A 15,918-nucleotide genomic window follows, 5' to 3' on the forward strand; every position below is an offset into this window, starting at 1 on the left:
AGTAACCTTTTTTCTGCATGTCTAGTCTGGCAAACTTCGATCCAGAAGTCGCGGGCCTCATCGAGAAAGAGCGTCTGCGTCAGATCAATGGGTTGGAATTGATCGCCTCCGAGAACGTCGTCAGCAAGGCGGTTCTCGAGGCGATGGGTTCTATCATGACCAATAAGTATGCCGAAGGGTACCCCGGCAAGCGCTATTACGGAGGTTGCGAGTTCCATGACGTCGTGGAGAACCTGGCGCGCGACCGGATGTGTGAACTCTTCGGGGCGGAGCACGCAAACGTCCAGCCTCACTCGGGGAGTCAGGCAAACCAGGCGGTCTACTTCGCCTACCTCGCTTACAAAGACAAGATCATGAGCCAGAGCCTCACCCAGGGCGGCCACCTCTCCCACGGCTCGCCGGTCAACATCACCGGGCGCTGGTACTCCATCTTCCACTACGGCGTCGATGCCGAGTCCGAGACGCTCGACTACGCGGTCATCGAGGAGATGGCACGGATCGTCAAACCGCAGATGATCGTCTGCGGTGCGAGCGCCTACCCCCGCGAGATCGACTTCAAGGCGTTCCAGGAGGTCGCCGATGCCGTCGGCGCGCGGTGCATGGCCGACATCGCCCACATCGCCGGACTCTGCGCGACCGGATACCACAACTCCCCGGTCGGCGTCGTCGACATCGTGACGACGACGACGCACAAGACCCTGCGCGGCCCCCGCGGCGGGGCCATCATGTGCGGCAAGGAAGATGCCGCCGCCATCGACAAGTCCATCTTCCCGGGCATGCAGGGCGGCCCGCTGATGCACACCATCGCCGCTAAGGCGGTCTGCTTCAAGGAAGCGCTGACCCCCGCGTACAGGGACTACTGCGGACAGGTCGTCAGGAACGCACGCACGATGGCCGACGTTCTCGGCCAGGAAGGGCTCGACCTCGTCTCCGGCGGCACCGACAACCACCTCATCCTGCTCGACCTGACCGGGGTCTCCGCGAACGGCGAGCACCTCACGGGCCTTGCGGCCGAGGTCGCGCTCGGCGAGGCGGGCATCACCGTGAACAAGAACACCATCCCCCGCGAACAGCTCAGCCCCTTCGTGACGAGCGGCCTACGCATCGGCACGCCGGCCGTCACCTCCCGCGGTATGAAAGAGGAGGAGATGAAGCAGATCGGCCACTGGATCGCCCGGGTCGTAAAGGATATCGCGAGAGACAGGACCTCGAAGAAGGCGATCACCGAAGTGAGAGAAGAGGTTATTGCTCTCGCGAACAAGTATCCCCTTCACCCCGACGTAGCATGATACTCGACGGCAAAGCAGTCTCGGAGAAGAGGCTCGAGCTCCTCAAGGAGAAGATAGAGGAGTCCGGACTCTACCCACGCCTTGCGACCGTCATCGTGGGCGAAGACCCCGGGTCGAAACTCTACGTCAGGATGAAGCACCGGGCGTGCGAGCGTGTCGGGATCGGGTCGGTCGGGATCGAGCTCCCGGAGGACGCCTCCACCGAACGGGTGCTCGAAGCGGTCACGCGGCTCAACAACGACCCGGACATCAACGGCATCTTGGTCCAGCTACCGCTTCCCTCCCGGATAGACACCACCCGCATCATCGATGCGGTCGCGCCCGAAAAGGACGTGGACGGGTTCCACCCCTACAACCTCGGAAGGCTTCTTGCCGGAACCCCGGTCTTTGCGCCCTGCACCCCGCAGGGGATCATGACGATCTTCGGGGAGTACGGGATCCCGACCGAAGGGCGGCGGGCGGTCGTCGTCGGCCGGAGCATCGACGTGGGCAGGCCCATGGCCGTCCTTCTCCTGAACGCCGACGCGACCGTCACCGTCTGCCACTCGAAGACGAGGAACCTCGAGGCCGAGATGAGAAATGCCGATATCCTGGTCAGCGCGGTCGGAAGAGCGAAGTTTGTCGGACCGGAGATGGTGAAAGAGGGTGCGACGGTCATCGACGTCGGGATCAACTACGACGAGCAGGGCAAGCTCTGCGGCGATGTCGACTTCGAGGCGGTGCGCGGGCACGCAGGAGCGATAACCCCCGTCCCCGGGGGCGTCGGGCCCATGACGATCGCGACGTTGATGGAGAATACCTTCCGGGCGGCCAACCTAAGGACATGCTTCAACAATACTGTACGGTAAACCACCTCCGGATCGGCGGCGGTGCGCCGGTCCGTCTGATGGGAGTCATCAACTGCAGCCCCGAGTCGTTCTACAGGAGTTCCTACATCCCGGCCGGGAAGATATACGACCGGGCCGTTGCCATGTTTGAAGCGGGCGCCGATATGATCGACCTCGGGGCGCGGAGCACGGCGCCCGGCTCTCCCCCCATCACCGTCACCGAAGAAGCGGCACGGGTGGATGCGGCGCTCTCGGAACTCGACGGGACCGGGATCACCCTCTCGGTAGACACCCGGCACCCGGAGGTGCTCGAGGTCTGCCTCCGCCACGACATTCATGCGGTGAACGACATCTCCGGCCTTGCCGACGAGCGCTACGCACGGGCGGTCGCCGACTCCGGGCTGCCGGTATTCGCGATGGCGAGTTTCAGGGAGCCCGGCGACGCCGCCGGCCTTGCCGCAACGCGGGAAGCGCTCGGGATGGTCGTGACCCGGTGCGCGCTGCTCGGGATCGACGAGTACGTCCTCGATCCCGCGGTCGGGAGATGGGTCCCGGAGCGGACGAGCGAGGACGACTGGGAACTCTGCCGGAACTTTCAGTCGTTCTCGGCCTTCGGCCGCCCGGTGCTCGCCGCGGTCTCGCGGAAGACGTTCATCGGGGATCTGCTCGGCCGTCAGCCCGAAGACCGGCTCGCGGGCACCCTCGCGCTCACGACGATGCTTGTTGCGGCGGGAGCAGCCATCGTGCGGAGCCACGACGTCGCCGAGACTGCCGACCTCCTGCGGGTTTACGCAAAGATGAGGGAGACATGACACCACCATCGTTCTCGGTTTACGGGCTTGCGACCCCCCTGATCCACCCTGGCGACGACGTCGCGGAACACCTCATTTCGGCCGCAGAGCGCTCAGAGTGCCGGGGCTTTGAAGGCGGGGATGTCGTGGTCGTTGCGGAGTCCGCGGTGGCCACCGCCGAAGGGCGGGTCGTGAGACTGGCCGATCTCGAACCATCGGGAAAAGCTCTCCGGCTCGCCGACGAATACCATATGGATCCCCGCCATGTCGAGGTGGTGCTCCAGGAGAGCGACCGGGTCGTCGGGGGCATCCCGGGGTTCCTGCTCTGCATGAAGAACGGGACGCTCCTCCCGAACGCGGGGATCGACGCCTCGAACGCCCCTCACGGCTCCGTCGTCCTGCTGCCCGTCGACCCGGATGCGTCCGCTGCACGGCTACGCGCCGCGATAGGAGAGCGGTCGGGGGCCGACGTCGGGGTCATCGTCATCGATTCCCGGACGCACGCGATGCGGCTCGGGTGCTGCGGGGTCGCCATCGGGTGTTCGGGCATCCCCTCGGTGATCGACGAGCGCGGGAAGAAAGATCTCTTCGGCCGCGAACTCGAGGTGACGAAGCGGGCGGTGGCGGACTGCATCGCCTCGGCTGCCGAACTCGTGATGGGAGAGGCGGGCGAGTGCGTCCCCGCGGCCGTGGTGCGGGGGATCGGGCTTCCCGTCGGCGACTACGCCGGGGTCGCCACCATCGATGCTTCAGAGTGTCTCTTTATGGGGGTCGCGTTGCACGCCGACCCGTCCCTTCTCGTCGATGACGATAGAAAACCCTGAACTCTCCAGGAACTCCCGGCTCTTTCTCTTTTTTCCGTGGATGAGGATCTCGACCAAGTCTTCCTTCTCGTCGACATCGGTCGACATCCGGAACGAGTCGATCACATCGACGGAGAAGCCGCACTCCTCTGCGATCCGCAGGTGGTCGAGGAAACTTGCGCCGTAAAAGTCGGCATGGAAACATCTGGGCTTCTTTAAGAATATGACGTTCGTCCCGCCGCCCCGGCCCGGCACGATGGCCATGTCCTTCTCGGTACGGATCAGCCGCTGGATATCCCCGGCCGTCACCAGGGGGAGGTCGGCCATGATGATGAGCGCCGGGCAGTGAAACTGCCCGAGCGCCCAGTTGATCGCTTCGTTCAACGACTCCTTCCTGACGGCAATGAGCGCGTTCTCGTGTTTGAAGGGGTGGGTGCAGAGCAGGGTGGCGCTGCACCCGGACTTCAGCACGGAGGCGATCACGTCTTCAAGCATGGCCCGGGCGAACGCCTCCCGCTCCTCCTGGTTGAGGATGCAGGAGAGACGCGTCTTGGGGTTTGTGGGCTTAAAGGGGATGAGCGCGTGAAAGTACATTGTGAAACCGTTGTCAGGGCAGTATCAAAAAGGCATCGTTTCCAGTGTGTCGGGGAAAGGCAGGCCCGGGTCAAATCGAGAGCTGCTCATCCGGTCATATCGCATTCCCCGGCGGCAACCGGACATTTACGGGGGCATCGTAGAGAAGCCACCTATAGAACCGTCCTTCGCGTTCTTCGCACCTCGCACCTTCGGTGCTCGAACTCCGTTCCTGATGGAACATCGTTCTTCGGTGCTCATGCTCCGTTCCTCGCACCTCCGGTGCTCGAACTCCTGTCCTACGGGCAGTCGTTCCTGCCGAAACATCGCACTTCGCACCTCCGGTGCTCATGCTCCGTTCCTGCCGGAACATCGCACTTCGCACCTCCGGTGCTCATGCTCCGTTCCTGCCGGAACATCGCACTTTGCGCGAGGCCATCTCGCCCTCACGACCGAAACTTCATGTGGGGGGGTGCCGACATATACCCATGCACCGCCGCGTGATCACCTTTTCGAGGAACGCGTTTCTTCCCCTGACAACGGTCTGCATAAATCGTTGCGGCTACTGCTGTTTCCGCACATCGGTGCGGGAGGGGTGCATCATGCCTCCCGACGAGGCGATCCGGACCCTGGACGCGAGTGCCGGCCTCGGCTGCACGGAGGCGCTCTTCACCTTCGGGGAACGACCGGGCGCGGTGCCCGGCTTTGCCGAAATGCTCGGGCGGCTTGGCTACGCGGATATCCTCGACTACGTCTACGACCTATCTCTTGCGGCTATCGAACGGGATCTGCTGCCGCACACCAACGCCGGCATCCTCACCTACGAGGAACTCGACCGGCTCCGCGAGGTGAACGCGAGCATGGGGCTGATGCTCGAGACGACCGCGGACGTCGCCGCACATACGGATTCGCCCGGAAAAGATCCGGCGGTCCGGATCGAGATGATCGAGAACGCCGGAAGACTCTCGATCCCGTTCACGACCGGCATCCTGCTCGGGATCGGCGAGACGATGGAGGACCGCGAGGAGTCGCTCCGGGTCATCCGGGACCTCCACCGCCGTTACGGCCACATCCAGGAAGTGATCGTGCAGAACTTCTGCCCGAAGCCGGCGACACCGATGGCGGATGCGCCGGTGCCCGGCACGAGCGAGATCTGCGCGACGATAACCCTTGCCCGGGAGGTCCTCCCGGCGGACGTGGCGGTGCAGATACCCCCGAACCTCGCGGACGCAGAGCACCTCGTCGGGTGCGGCGTGGACGACCTCGGCGGGGTCTCCCCGCTCACCATCGACTACGTCAACCCGGAACACCCCTGGCCGCAGATCGATGAACTCCAGCGGGTGGCCGGGGACGCCGAACTTCGCGAACGGCTCTGCATTTACCCGCAGTACATCGAGAAAGGCTGGTATTCTCCCCAGCTCGAACCCCTGATCCGGCGGCTCGCGGAGAAGATTGCCGCACCCGGCCGGGGCGAGGGTGCATAACCTCATCATTTATCCCGACAACACATATCAGGAGATTTCGCCATGAAACAGGTTGACCTCCTCTACACAGGGAAAGCTAAGTCCGTCTACCGCACCGACGACCCGGAAGTATATATCATGAAGTTCCGGGACGACATCACGGCGTTCGACGGCGAGAAGAAGGATACCCTGGGCGGCAAGGGGAGATATAACTCGGAGGTCTCCTCCTTCCTCTTCAGGTACCTGGAAGAGAACGGGATCAGGACCCACTACCTCGAAAGCATCGAACCAGCCACTATTGCGGTGCGGGCCCTCAGGATGATCCCGCTCGAAGTGATCGTCAGGAACATCGCGGCCGGATCCATCGTGCGCCGGTACCCGTTCCAGGAAGGGGAACGGCTCGACCCGCCGGTGATCGTCATCGACTACAAGAGCGACGCTCACCACGACCCGATGTTAAACGACGACCTGATCTACGCTCTCGGGCTTGCAACGCCCGAGGAACTCGATCAGATCAAGGCCATGGCGCTCGCGACAAACGAGGTGCTCTCGGATTACCTTGACCTGCGCGGCATCTCCCTGGTCGATTTCAAACTCGAGTTCGGCCGTTACGACGGAGAGATCGTCGTCGGCGACGAGATCAGCATGGACTCGATGCGGCTCTGGGACAACGAGACCGGGGCGTCTCTCGACAAGGACGTTTACCGCTTCGGTAAGGGGGATGTCATGGAGACTTACGCCGGCGTCGCGAAACGAATACTCTCCCCGCCCTGGGGCGGGTCTGCATGAAGTACGGCGTAACCATCACCATCGGACTCAAAGAGGGAATGCTGGATCCCGAAGCGCGTGCCATTCAGCATGCCCTCGCGAACCCCGGGTTCCCGACCGAGGACCCGAGCACGGCTGAACCGCGGGGAACGGGTCGGCGGAGAACATCACCGACGTCCTCTCGGAGGCCGGAAACGTGCTCGCGATGATGCCGCACCCCGAGCGGGCGAGTGAGTCCGTGCCCGGATTGGAGGACGGTGTCAAAATCTTTAACTCGATGATAGCCTACATCGAAGAGTACGGGCCTAGAGGAGCTATATAACTGGAGTCTTGTTATGAGTGAAGAAGGGATTGAAGAGGCGCGGACCAAAGCAAAGGTGTACGCAAAGGAGAAAGACTTCGTACTGAATGTCGACGAGAAGCAACTCTCGGCCGTCCTTCGCGGGCTCGCCCGGAACAAGGAGCGGTTCGGGGAGGCATACTGCCCCTGCAGGCTCCGGAGCGGGGACCCCGAGAAGGACCGGATCATCGTCTGCCCCTGCATCTACCACGAGAAAGAGATCGAAGAAGAAGGAACCTGCCACTGCAGGCTGTTCTTCAAGAAGAAATCGGAATAATTTCTTTTTTGTGTTCCGGCAGTCGTACCGCACAGCTTGCATCTCCGGCCAGTCGCACTTCGGAACGTCGTTACTCGCACCTGCGGTGCTCGAACTCCGCTCCTGATGGAACGTCGTTACTCACACCTGCGGTGCTCGAACTCCGCTCCTGATGGAACGTCGTTACTCACACCTGCGGTGCTCGAACTCCGCTCCTGATGGAACGTCGTTACTCACACCTGCGGTGCTCGAACTCCGCTCCTGATGGAACGTCGTTACTCACACCTGCGGTGCTCGAACTCCGCTCCTGATGGAACGTCGTTACTCACACCTGCGGTGCTCGAACTCCGCTCCTGATGGAACGTCGTTACTCACACCTGCGGTGCTCGAACTCCGCTCCTGCGGACAGTCGTTTACCGTCTTAGCCCGCGGCTGTACCTGAGGACGCGGTAGACTGCATAAAACCCGACGAGCACCGCAACCACGTAGCCCGCGGTTGCGAGAACCGAGACGTACCCGGGTACGGGGAGATCCGCTACCCGGAGGATCAACGACGAGCCGACGACGACCGCAGCGACCACCAGCCCGACGATGATCTTGTCGCTCGTCCGGTCGATGACGCCGACGATCTCGTTGAGGTCGCGGGTCTCGAGCTCGATCGTGACGGTCCCCTCCGAGAGAGTCTTCAGAGTCTCGTTCACGTTTCCGGGGATGGCAAGCAGGCCCTCCGCGGCGTCAACCAGGGACCGTACCGCGCCCGTCACGTTATCCGGGGACAGCCGCTGCTGTGCGGCGATCTCTATCAGGTACGGCCGGATCTGCTGGTCGAAGTTGAACGACGGGTCGAGACGGGTGCCAATATCCATCACCATGACGATCACCTTCATCATCAGCATCAGGGCGGACGGGACCCGGATATGGTACCGGCGAAGGGTGTCGGTCAGGCCCCGGATCGCGACCGCAAAGTTCACCCGCTCGAGTTTCATCTCCCGGTAATCCAGCAGGACCACGTAGAGGTCGTCCTTCACGGCATCGAGGTCCGCCGGGCCGATGTGCACGTCGAGCTTCCCGAGCGCCGTGATCACCCCGGCGACGTCCGTCCGGGTCATGGCGAGGAGGAGATCGACGAAGACGCGCCTTCTTTCCGGGCGGATTACTCCGATAATGCCGTAGTCGAGGAAGGCGATCTCGCCCAGGTCAGTCACCAGGAGGTTGCCCGGGTGGGGGTCCCCGTGGAAGAATCCGTCGGAAAAGATCTGCTTAACGTAGGCGGAAAAGCCGATGTCGGCAACCTCTTCGGGGAAGAGGCCGAGGCTCCGGATGGCCTCCACGTCGTCGATCCGCACCCCCTCGATGTAGTCCATCGCGAGCAGGCAGGGGCCGGAGATCCGCCAGTGGATGGCCGGGATCTTCACGCATGGGACGTCCTGCAGGTTCCGCTTGAGGCGCTCCGCGTTCATTCCGTCCTGGGTGAAATCCAGTTCGCGCCGGATCTGGGCCGAGAACTCTTCCACCATGCCCCGCAGGTTGTACACCCGCAGGTCCGGGAAGATCGAATCCATCCGCGTCACGAGCGACTGCAGGATCAGGAGATCGGTCTCGATCAGGTCGACGATCCCGGGACGCTGCACTTTGAGGGCGACGATGTGCCCGTCTTTCGTCACCGCACGGTGCACCTGCGAGAGCGAGGCCGCCGCGACCGGCTCCTCTTCGATGATATCGAAACACTCCTCGAGATTCGGGCAGTATTTCATGATCACCGGCCGGATATCCGCGAACGGGACCGGAGCAACCCGGTCCTGCAGCACCTGCAGTTCCTCGATCAGTTCGGGCGGCAGAAGTTCGCGGCGGGTACTCATGATCTGGCCGAACTTGATGTATGTGGGCCCCAGTTCCTCGATAGCAAGCCGGATACGCTCGTATACCGACCGTTTCTCTTCGGGGGCCTTCCTGAACGCCCTGAGCCGTTCGCCCCCGGGAATGACCTCCTCGACGAGGATCCCGAAACCGTACTTGACCAGCACATCCGCGATCTGCCGGTAGCGCTGGAACCGGGTGACCATCGGGGATGAATCTGCACTCCCGGTACTTAAGGAGATGGGGCCGGATCATCCCCGCGAAAGCCGGCTCCGCACGAGGGTCTTCCAGGGATAGGGAACGATCAGGAAGAGCGGAACGGCGAGGACGATCGCGATCGGGATGGTCATGAGCCCGAGCGTCAGCGTAGTCAGGTCGGCGATCCACCCCGTGACCGCGACCCCCATCCCGCCCACGCCGACCGCGAGCCCGAGCATCAGGCCGGAGACCAGCCCGACGTTCCCCGGGGCTATCTCGTGGGCCATGGCAACGGTGACGGCGAAGGTCGACCAGAGGATGAACCCGAAGACAATCAGCGCGACCAGGGAGACGATGCCGCCGGCCGTGAGGAATATGACGAACGGCGGGATAGCGGCAACGAGCCCGATGAGTGTGTATTCTTTGCGACCGTAGCGGTCGGAGAGTATTCCGCCGACCACCTGCCCCACGACCCCGGCGACGAGCATGCCCGAGACCAGCAGGTTTGCGGTCACGAGGTCGATGCCCCGCAGGGTGAGGATGGTAGGGAGGTAGGCGACCGAGCCGAATATGGCCCATGCCCGGAGGCCCGAGGCCGCGACCAGGAGAACTATCGCCCGGTACGCGGGCCGTTCGGCCGGGGCGGGCATTTCCGGGACGGAGCGGCGATCGGGAGCGGGCAGGATACGCCGGAGCACCGCCGCCATCGCGATACCGGGGACGGCGAGGACGACGAGGCCGGGAAGGCCCATGAGGCCGACGGCGACGCCCGCGCAGATGGGGCCGATCGCGTAGCCCAGGTTGCCGCCGATGACGAAGTAGGAGGTGATCCGGCCCCGGCTCGCGTCCCGGGTCAGGCGGCTGACGGTCCCGAGCGCGCTCGGGTGGAAGAAGGCGTGCCCCAGCGCCGCGACGGCGACGGATGCGAGGACGAGGAAGTAGTTGTCGAGAAGGCCGATCACGGATATGAAGATCGCGCTGAGAGCCACGCTGACGCTGATGTGGACGGCAAGCCCACGGGTATCAAAGAGCCAGCCGACGAGCGGCTGCACGAACGACGACGTGAGGTTGTAGACCGTGACGATCAGCCCGGCAAGGAAGAACGAATAACCCTGCTCTGCGATGAGGAGCGGCAGGATTGCAGGGAGGACCGGAGAATAGAGGTCGGTCACCAGGTGGGCCGCGGAGAGTCCCCAGACCGGTTTTGTATCAACAGTCACACTTGTCAGATCCGTCTTAACCGTATGACTTCCACCGTGATATCCACTCGCTCTTTGCGGTGGTGGGCGAACGTCCGCCGCATGGGAAACGCGCACCGGATCACTTCTTCGATCGTCGCCCTGCCTTCGGTGTAGGAGGCCACGAACGGTGTCGAGCCCTCGTTGAAGATGCCGTAGACCTCGGCCGCGAGTTCGAGCGCCCGGTCGATGAACGGCCGGTCGGCGTGCGCCTTCTGCGCCCCGAACGGTGGGTTCATCACGACGGTGTCGCAGGCCAGGCCCGCCCAGTCGACGTCGGGGCTCCGGATATCGGCGGCGAGGAACTCGACCGAAACGCCGAGCATCCCCGCGTTCCGCCGGGCGACGTCGATCGCGGCCGGGTCGATGTCGAGCCCGGTCACGGCCGATGCCCCGAGGAGAGCTGCGCCGCAGGCGAGGATCCCCGTCCCGCACCCGAGGTCACAGACCGCCCGCCCCTCGATCGCCCCCTGCATCGCGGCGTGGTGGAGGAGGCGGGCCGCCACCGGCGCCGGGGTCTGGTACTGCTCGAGCCGGGCGGTCGGCCGCTCGAAGCCCTCCAGGCGTTCGAGCCGCATCTCAAGCTGCCGCAGGTTCATGGTGCGAGGTACTCGTCGATGGTGTAGTCGTCCCAGTCCCGGGCCCCGCAGAGGATCTCGAACTCCGGCGGGGTCAGCACCGGGACGGGGAACCGGATCTGGTCGTCGTAGGCGAGCCGGGGGCAGGCGGTGTTCACGTAGGCCCCAAAGCCGAGGTCGAGCATCTCAGCAGGCGAGACCTCGCGCATCGCGACGAGGAAAGCCCGATCCGAGAGGGCGACGAGCCGCCGGGCAAGGTCCATCCGCTGCTGCCCGCTCTTCGTGCTGACGATGATCCCGAAATTCGCGGCACCTTCCGCCTTCTCCATCACCGCGGCGCGGCGGCGGACCAGGCGGTCGGCGTCCACCTCCTGCGCCTCACGGGTGTATGGGTCGAGCGCCACCACCCTCGAGCGGGTCGCAAGCCGGATGCCGATGGGGTGGAAGACCCCGGTCCCGACGAAGAGGATCTCGTCCGCCCCCGTCGCCCGTGCGGCGGCGAAGTTGCACCCGAGCACCTGCCCTGGGATCGGCGTGCGCCCGTCGCCGGGGGCGACGACCGCCTCGATGCCGTGATCGCGGAGGAACGCCGTCATCGCACCGAGCAGGTGAACGTGCTGGACCGTGGTGACGAGGCCGATGCGGCGGGAGGTCAGGAGAGGAAGAGCCTTTTCAAGCGTGTTTACATCGAAATCGAACCGGACGGGCTCGTAGAGTACGTCCGGGCGCTCCTCGACCGGCGCGTGGCCGAAGTGGACCAGGACGTCCGCGAACGCGAGGGCATCGAGTGCGAGGTCACAGGCGCCGTAGCAGGGGTCGCCGCTGACGATCACCTCGAACCCCGCGTTGCGGAGGGCGACGGCCGTCCCCGGAGCCTGCCGCGCGAGCCCGGCGGGGAACTGGAGGGCGACCCTCCGCACCCCGCGCTCGCGGAGCCTCCCGATGAGATCAGAGACAGGTATCAACGACACGCACCTGCGTCTCGGAGACCTCGATCCGGACCAGGGTTTTGAGCGGCCGGCCGATATCCTCGTCACCGCGGGAGATGACCACGCAGATGTCGGCTATCTCGGCACCCACCTGCTCGATCGCGCTGATGAGGGCACGGAGCGTCCCCCCGGTGCTGCAGACATCGTCGATGATCACGACCCGGTCGCCCGCGCCGACGCCGTTCAGGTAAAGCTCTCCCTTCGAGTAGCCGGTGGTCTGGTGCACCGCGACCTCCCCGGGGAGATCGTAGGAGCGCTTCCGGACGACCACCAGCGGGATGTCAGTCATCATGGAGAAGGCGACACCGATGTGGATGCCCATCGCCTCGCAGACGACGATCTTGTCGACGTCTTTGAGGTCGAGAACCCGCACCATGGCACACCCGATCTCGCGGAGGAGCGCGGGCTCAAGGAGCGGCACCCCGTCGGTGATCGGGTTGATGAAGTAGTTGTACTCTCCCCGCTTCATGACCGGGGAGGTTTCCAGCGAATGAATCAACCGTTCAAGCATTCGTATCACTCATATCTTTGAGGAAGTTCTCGATCACGTCGCGGGTGACGTGAGGCATGCAGACGATCCGCATGTGCCCGTTCCGGGTCCTCGAGACCCGCCAGCCGGCAGGCACGCGGTCGCAGGAGAACGTCGCCACGTTGACGTCCGGGGTCACCGCCCGCGGGTAGCCGAGCGTCTCCATCCCGTCGATCAGCCTTCGAGCGTTCTCCATGCACCCGGCGACCACCGCCCGCATGCCGTCCATCCCCAGGTACTCGAGGACGGCGACGGCAGCGGCCACCGATGCACCGGGCCGGGTGCCGGCGAGGGTGCATTCCCTCTTCACCGTCAGGTACGGGGTATCGACGTTGAGGCACGAGAAGTGCTCCGGGTTCCGGACGAGGAGGCAGCCTGCCGGGATGGTGCTCATTCCCATCTTGTGGGGGTCGACGGAGACGGAGGCGACGCCGGGGAGCCGGAAGTCGAACGGGACCGGCCGGTCGAGGAACGGGACGACCATCCCGCCGAACGCTGCGTCGACGTGAAGGAAGACGTCCCGGTCTTCGGCAACGTCGGAGAGGCTGGCGATGGGATCGACCACCCCGTACTCCGTCGTCCCGACGACACCGACGATACAGACCGTGTTTTTGTCCACGAGACCGTCGAGCGCCTCCGTGTCCATCCGGAACTCACTATCAAGCGGAACTGTCCGCGCTTCAAGCCCCAGGATGTCGCAGGCTTTCTGGAACGAGAAGTGGCTCGACGCCGGGACCACGACGTTCGGGGACTTCACCGGCTTCTGTTTCTTTGCGATCCTGAACGCCTGGATGTTCGACTCGGTTCCCCCGCTTGTTGCGTACCCGCCGGCTTTCGGGAAGTGCATCAGCGTCCCCAGCCTCTCGACGAGGAGCTCCTCAAGCGCAGCCGTCCCGGGGAAGAGCCCGGGGTCGCCGAGGTTGGTCTCGAGGAACATGGCGTGCGCCCGTGCCGCGACCGGGTGGGGCGGCGTGCACATCGAACTTAAAATGTTGCGGTAGCCGAGGTCCTCCTGCCGTCTCGACAGGAGGAAGGAGAAAAGGTCTTCCTCAGGGCATCCAACTTCACGCATTTCTTCTCGCCGCATCAAGGAGAATCTGCCGCTCTTTCCGCGCTACGGCCTCACGGATGCGGGGGACCGCATCGATGTTTGCGGAGACGCTGGTGATCCCGTGCCCGACAAGCCACGCAACCATATCGGGGTCGGAGCCGGCCTGGCCGCAGATGGAGCACTCGACGTCGTGCTCCCGGCAGGCTTTGATCGCATAGTCGATCAGCCGGAGCACGGCAGGGTGCTTGGGCTGGTACATGTCGGCGACATGCTCGTTGTTCCGGTCGATGGCGAGCGTGTACTGGATGAGGTCGTTCGTCCCGAACGAGGCGAACCGGATCCCGGCCTTGATGAAGTCTTCGATGAGGATGGCGCTGCTCGGGATCTCGATCATGACGCCGAGGGTCGCTGTCTCCACGTCGACTCCCCAGTCCTGCATCATCGCCCGGGCCCTGACGAACTCGTCGGGGTGGTTGACCATGGGGAACATCACGCCGAGGTTGTCGTAGCCTGCGGCCCAGAGCCTCTTGAAGGCCTCCACCTGCATGCGGAACTGGTCGGGGCTCTGGAGGTCCCGGCGGATGCCGCGCCAGCCGAGCATCGGGTTGTGCTCGATCGGCTCGTCCTGCCCGCCCTCCATATTCCGGAACTCGTCGGTCGGGGCGTCCAGGGTCCGGACCCAGACGGGCCTCCCCGGAAACGCGTCGAGAACAGTCTTGATGCCGCCGTAGAGCTCGCCGATGAACTCTTCCTCCTCGCCGTGCTCGATGTACCAGCCGGGGGTCTTCGCGAGGCCGAGGATGAGGTGCTCGATCCGGAGGAGGCCGACGCCGTCCGCTCCGGTGGCGGCGGCCCGCTGTGCGGCTTCGGGGAGGGAGACGTTCACCTTGACGAGCGTGCCGGTGATGACCGGGGCGGGTGCTGCCGCCGCCGGTACGGCTGCGGGTGCCGCCGCTGCCGGCGCCTCGACCGCTCCCTCGTAGATGAGGCCTTTCTCGCCGTCGACGGTGATGATCTGTCCTTCTTTTAGTACCTTCGTTGCTTTCTTGGTCCCGACGACCGCGGGCGTCCCGAGCTCCCGGCTCACGATGGCCGCGTGGCAGGTCATGCCGCCTTCGTCGGTGACGATGGCGCTGACCCGCCGCATCGCCGGCACCATATCGGGGTTGGTCATCTTGGTGACAAGGATGTCGCCGTCCTTGACGGCGCTCGTGTCCTTGACGTCCCGGACGATGACGACCCGGCCGCTCGCGACGCCGGGAGAGGCGCCCTGGCCTTCCACCAGCACCACGCCGAGAACGCCTTTCGCCTTCTCCGCCGGTCCGGCTCCGGCACGGGGGATCTCCGGGCGCCGGATGGTCGTTATGGGCCGCGACTGGAGGATGAAGACATCGTCGCCGACGATCGCCCACTCGACGTCCTGCGGGATGCCGTAGTGGTCCTCGGCTATCTTGCCGAGCATGGCGAGGCGCGCCACTTCAGCGTCGGAGAGGACCGGGGCGGTGCGCTGTTTGCCGGAGAGCTCGACGATCTTCGTCCCGTGCTCGCCCTCCGGCACGATCATGATCTCCTTTTCGGCGATCAGGCGGTCGACCACCCGCTCGGAGCGCAGGTCAAAGACGTAGTTGTCGGGCGAGACGCTGCCCGAGACGACGGCTTCGCCGAGCCCCCAGGAGCCCTCGACGATTGTCAGGGGCTCGCCGGTGACGGGGTGGGAGGTGAACATGACGCCGGACTTCTCCGACCGGATGAGTTCCTGAACGACGACGGCGATGTTCACGCTCCGGTCATCGAAGCCCTGCTTCGCCCGGTAATAGATGGCCCGCGCGCCGTACAGCGAGGCCCAGCACCGCTGGACCGCGTCGAGGAGGGCTTCTTCCCCGAGAATATTGAGAAACGTCTCCTGCTGGCCGGCGAAACTGGCATCCGGCAGGTCTTCGGCGGTGGCGCTCGACCGGACGGCGACGACCGTCCCGTCTGCTCCCATCCGGGCGTATGCATCGACGACTTCCTCGCGGATCAGGTCGGGCATCTCGACGCTCAGGACGAGGTCCTGCACGTCCCTGGAGACCGATTCCAGCGCTCCGTTGTCATCGACATCAAGGCGCTCCAGCCTGCGGAAGAGTGCATCTTCGATCCCGGTCTCAACGAGGAACTTGCGAAATGCCTGGGCAGTCACCACAAACGCCTTCGGCACGGGAAGGCCGATGGCCGTCATTTCGCCAAGAGAAGCCCCCTTTCCACCTACGGAGATGATATCTTCCTTCTTTATTTCTTCGAGCCACAGAACGTTGGGCATTTCCTTCATGCTCGCACCACACATATACTTCTCACCATTACATAAAAGATTTCGGAGGAAAAAGCATCA

At 64.3% G+C, this 15,918-nt stretch carries 16 protein-coding genes and 1 pseudogene; 9 read left to right on the plus strand and 8 right to left on the minus strand.

Translation table 11 applies throughout. The annotated features are described in order from the left end of the window. The first annotated feature begins 17 nt into the window (after window positions 1–17). The 4 genes from glyA to cofE are packed head-to-tail and all read left to right on the plus strand — an operon-like array spanning window position 18 to window position 3,731. On the plus strand, window positions 18–1,289 hold the full coding sequence (gene glyA, locus DIC75_RS08505; protein ID WP_250987592.1) for a serine hydroxymethyltransferase: 1,272 nt from the start codon (window positions 18–20) through the stop codon (window positions 1,287–1,289). Then, window positions 1,286–2,137 carry a bifunctional methylenetetrahydrofolate dehydrogenase/methenyltetrahydrofolate cyclohydrolase FolD gene (folD, locus tag DIC75_RS08510; protein ID WP_250987593.1) on the plus strand — a complete coding sequence of 284 codons (852 nt, stop codon included), beginning with the start codon at window positions 1,286–1,288 and terminating at the stop codon, window positions 2,135–2,137. The genes glyA and folD overlap by 4 nt, the downstream gene beginning before the upstream one ends. Further along, a complete protein-coding gene (gene folP, locus DIC75_RS08515; protein ID WP_250987594.1) occupies window positions 2,113–2,928 on the plus strand; it encodes a dihydropteroate synthase in 816 nt (271 codons plus the stop codon). Before folD ends, folP begins: the two co-directional genes overlap by 25 nt. Further along, a complete protein-coding gene (gene cofE, locus DIC75_RS08520; protein ID WP_250987595.1) occupies window positions 2,925–3,731 on the plus strand; it encodes a coenzyme F420-0:L-glutamate ligase in 807 nt (268 codons plus the stop codon). Before folP ends, cofE begins: the two co-directional genes overlap by 4 nt. On the opposite strand, the gene cofC is transcribed toward cofE, so the two are convergent. After that, window positions 3,657–4,304, minus strand: a complete 648-nt coding sequence (gene cofC / locus DIC75_RS08525) for a 2-phospho-L-lactate guanylyltransferase (protein ID WP_250987596.1) — start codon at window positions 4,302–4,304, stop codon at window positions 3,657–3,659. The two genes, cofE and cofC, sit on opposite strands and share 75 nt — an antisense overlap. A 467-nt stretch (window positions 4,305–4,771) precedes the next feature. On the opposite strand from cofC, the gene cofG reads away from it, so the two are divergent. The 5 genes and pseudogenes from cofG (at window position 4,772) to DIC75_RS08550 (ending at window position 7,131) form a co-directional block, all read left to right on the plus strand. Next, a complete protein-coding gene (gene cofG, locus DIC75_RS08530; protein WP_250987597.1) occupies window positions 4,772–5,767 on the plus strand; it encodes a 7,8-didemethyl-8-hydroxy-5-deazariboflavin synthase subunit CofG in 996 nt (331 codons plus the stop codon). A gap of 42 nt (window positions 5,768–5,809) precedes the next feature. Next, entirely contained in the window at window positions 5,810–6,535 is a 726-nt protein-coding gene (purC, locus tag DIC75_RS08535) for a phosphoribosylaminoimidazolesuccinocarboxamide synthase (protein ID WP_250987598.1), read from the plus strand. Further along, window positions 6,532–6,723, plus strand: a complete 192-nt coding sequence (locus DIC75_RS12345; protein WP_352151672.1) for a phosphoribosylformylglycinamidine synthase subunit PurS — start codon at window positions 6,532–6,534, stop codon at window positions 6,721–6,723. The genes purC and DIC75_RS12345 overlap by 4 nt, the downstream gene beginning before the upstream one ends. Continuing rightward, window positions 6,675–6,836: pseudogene (locus tag DIC75_RS08545) on the plus strand (phosphoribosylformylglycinamidine synthase I); the annotation flags it as partial. The gene DIC75_RS12345 and the pseudogene DIC75_RS08545, both read left to right, overlap by 49 nt. Window positions 6,837–6,849: 13 nt before the next feature. Continuing rightward, the gene (locus DIC75_RS08550) at window positions 6,850–7,131 is read left to right on the plus strand and encodes a ferredoxin-thioredoxin reductase catalytic domain-containing protein (RefSeq protein WP_250987599.1); all 282 of its coding nucleotides are present in this window, start codon (window positions 6,850–6,852) and stop codon (window positions 7,129–7,131) included. Window positions 7,132–7,523: 392 nt separating this feature from the next. Here the strand turns inward: DIC75_RS08550 and DIC75_RS08555 are convergent, their stop codons facing one another. The 7 genes from DIC75_RS08555 to ppsA are packed head-to-tail and all read right to left on the minus strand — an operon-like array spanning window position 7,524 to window position 15,858. Beyond that, window positions 7,524–9,173 carry an ABC1 kinase family protein gene (locus DIC75_RS08555; RefSeq protein WP_250987600.1) on the minus strand — a complete coding sequence of 550 codons (1,650 nt, stop codon included), beginning with the start codon at window positions 9,171–9,173 and terminating at the stop codon, window positions 7,524–7,526. 45 nt (window positions 9,174–9,218) lie between these two features. After that, window positions 9,219–10,385, minus strand: coding sequence for an MFS transporter (locus DIC75_RS08560; RefSeq protein ID WP_250987601.1), 1,167 nt, complete (start codon window positions 10,383–10,385; stop codon window positions 9,219–9,221). Between the two features lie 5 nt (window positions 10,386–10,390). Next, window positions 10,391–11,002: an METTL5 family protein gene (locus DIC75_RS08565; protein ID WP_250987602.1), complete on the minus strand. Its 612-nt coding sequence runs from the start codon at window positions 11,000–11,002 to the stop codon at window positions 10,391–10,393. Beyond that, window positions 10,999–11,952 carry a diphthamide biosynthesis enzyme Dph2 gene (gene dph2, locus DIC75_RS08570; RefSeq protein WP_434220824.1) on the minus strand — a complete coding sequence of 318 codons (954 nt, stop codon included), beginning with the start codon at window positions 11,950–11,952 and terminating at the stop codon, window positions 10,999–11,001. The genes DIC75_RS08565 and dph2 overlap by 4 nt, the downstream gene beginning before the upstream one ends. After that, window positions 11,930–12,481: a hypoxanthine/guanine phosphoribosyltransferase gene (gene hpt, locus DIC75_RS08575; protein WP_250987604.1), complete on the minus strand. Its 552-nt coding sequence runs from the start codon at window positions 12,479–12,481 to the stop codon at window positions 11,930–11,932. Before hpt ends, dph2 begins: the two co-directional genes overlap by 23 nt. Next, window positions 12,474–13,571 carry a tyrosine decarboxylase MfnA gene (gene mfnA / locus DIC75_RS08580; protein WP_250987605.1) on the minus strand — a complete coding sequence of 366 codons (1,098 nt, stop codon included), beginning with the start codon at window positions 13,569–13,571 and terminating at the stop codon, window positions 12,474–12,476. Before mfnA ends, hpt begins: the two co-directional genes overlap by 8 nt. Beyond that, window positions 13,564–15,858 (minus strand): phosphoenolpyruvate synthase, encoded by a 2,295-nt coding sequence (gene ppsA, locus DIC75_RS08585; RefSeq protein ID WP_284738427.1) that lies wholly within the window; start codon window positions 15,856–15,858, stop codon window positions 13,564–13,566. The genes mfnA and ppsA overlap by 8 nt, the downstream gene beginning before the upstream one ends. Window positions 15,859–15,918 lie beyond the last annotated feature (60 nt).

It is taken from the genome of Methanoculleus oceani, assembly GCF_023702065.1.
In the GTDB taxonomy this organism is placed as follows: Archaea; Halobacteriota; Methanomicrobia; order Methanomicrobiales; family Methanoculleaceae; genus Methanoculleus; species Methanoculleus oceani.

Excerpts from the sequence above, each read along its gene's own strand:
- ppsA (WP_284738427.1), bottom strand. The coding sequence starts at position 15,858 with ATGAAGGAAATGCCCAACGTTCTGTGGCTCGAAGAAATAAAGAAGGAA.
- glyA (WP_250987592.1), top strand. The coding sequence starts at position 18 with ATGTCTAGTCTGGCAAACTTCGATCCAGAAGTCGCGGGCCTCATCGAG.
- DIC75_RS12345 (WP_352151672.1), top strand. The coding sequence starts at position 6,532 with ATGAAGTACGGCGTAACCATCACCATCGGACTCAAAGAGGGAATGCTG.
- folP (WP_250987594.1), top strand. The coding sequence starts at position 2,113 with ATGCTTCAACAATACTGTACGGTAAACCACCTCCGGATCGGCGGCGGT.
- purC (WP_250987598.1), top strand. The coding sequence starts at position 5,810 with ATGAAACAGGTTGACCTCCTCTACACAGGGAAAGCTAAGTCCGTCTAC.
- mfnA (WP_250987605.1), bottom strand. The coding sequence starts at position 13,571 with ATGCGTGAAGTTGGATGCCCTGAGGAAGACCTTTTCTCCTTCCTCCTG.
- folD (WP_250987593.1), top strand. The coding sequence starts at position 1,286 with ATGATACTCGACGGCAAAGCAGTCTCGGAGAAGAGGCTCGAGCTCCTC.
- hpt (WP_250987604.1), bottom strand. The coding sequence starts at position 12,481 with ATGCTTGAACGGTTGATTCATTCGCTGGAAACCTCCCCGGTCATGAAG.
- cofE (WP_250987595.1), top strand. The coding sequence starts at position 2,925 with ATGACACCACCATCGTTCTCGGTTTACGGGCTTGCGACCCCCCTGATC.
- DIC75_RS08550 (WP_250987599.1), top strand. The coding sequence starts at position 6,850 with ATGAGTGAAGAAGGGATTGAAGAGGCGCGGACCAAAGCAAAGGTGTAC.
- DIC75_RS08555 (WP_250987600.1), bottom strand. The coding sequence starts at position 9,173 with ATGGTCACCCGGTTCCAGCGCTACCGGCAGATCGCGGATGTGCTGGTC.
- DIC75_RS08565 (WP_250987602.1), bottom strand. The coding sequence starts at position 11,002 with ATGAACCTGCGGCAGCTTGAGATGCGGCTCGAACGCCTGGAGGGCTTC.
- cofG (WP_250987597.1), top strand. The coding sequence starts at position 4,772 with ATGCACCGCCGCGTGATCACCTTTTCGAGGAACGCGTTTCTTCCCCTG.
- cofC (WP_250987596.1), bottom strand. The coding sequence starts at position 4,304 with ATGTACTTTCACGCGCTCATCCCCTTTAAGCCCACAAACCCCAAGACG.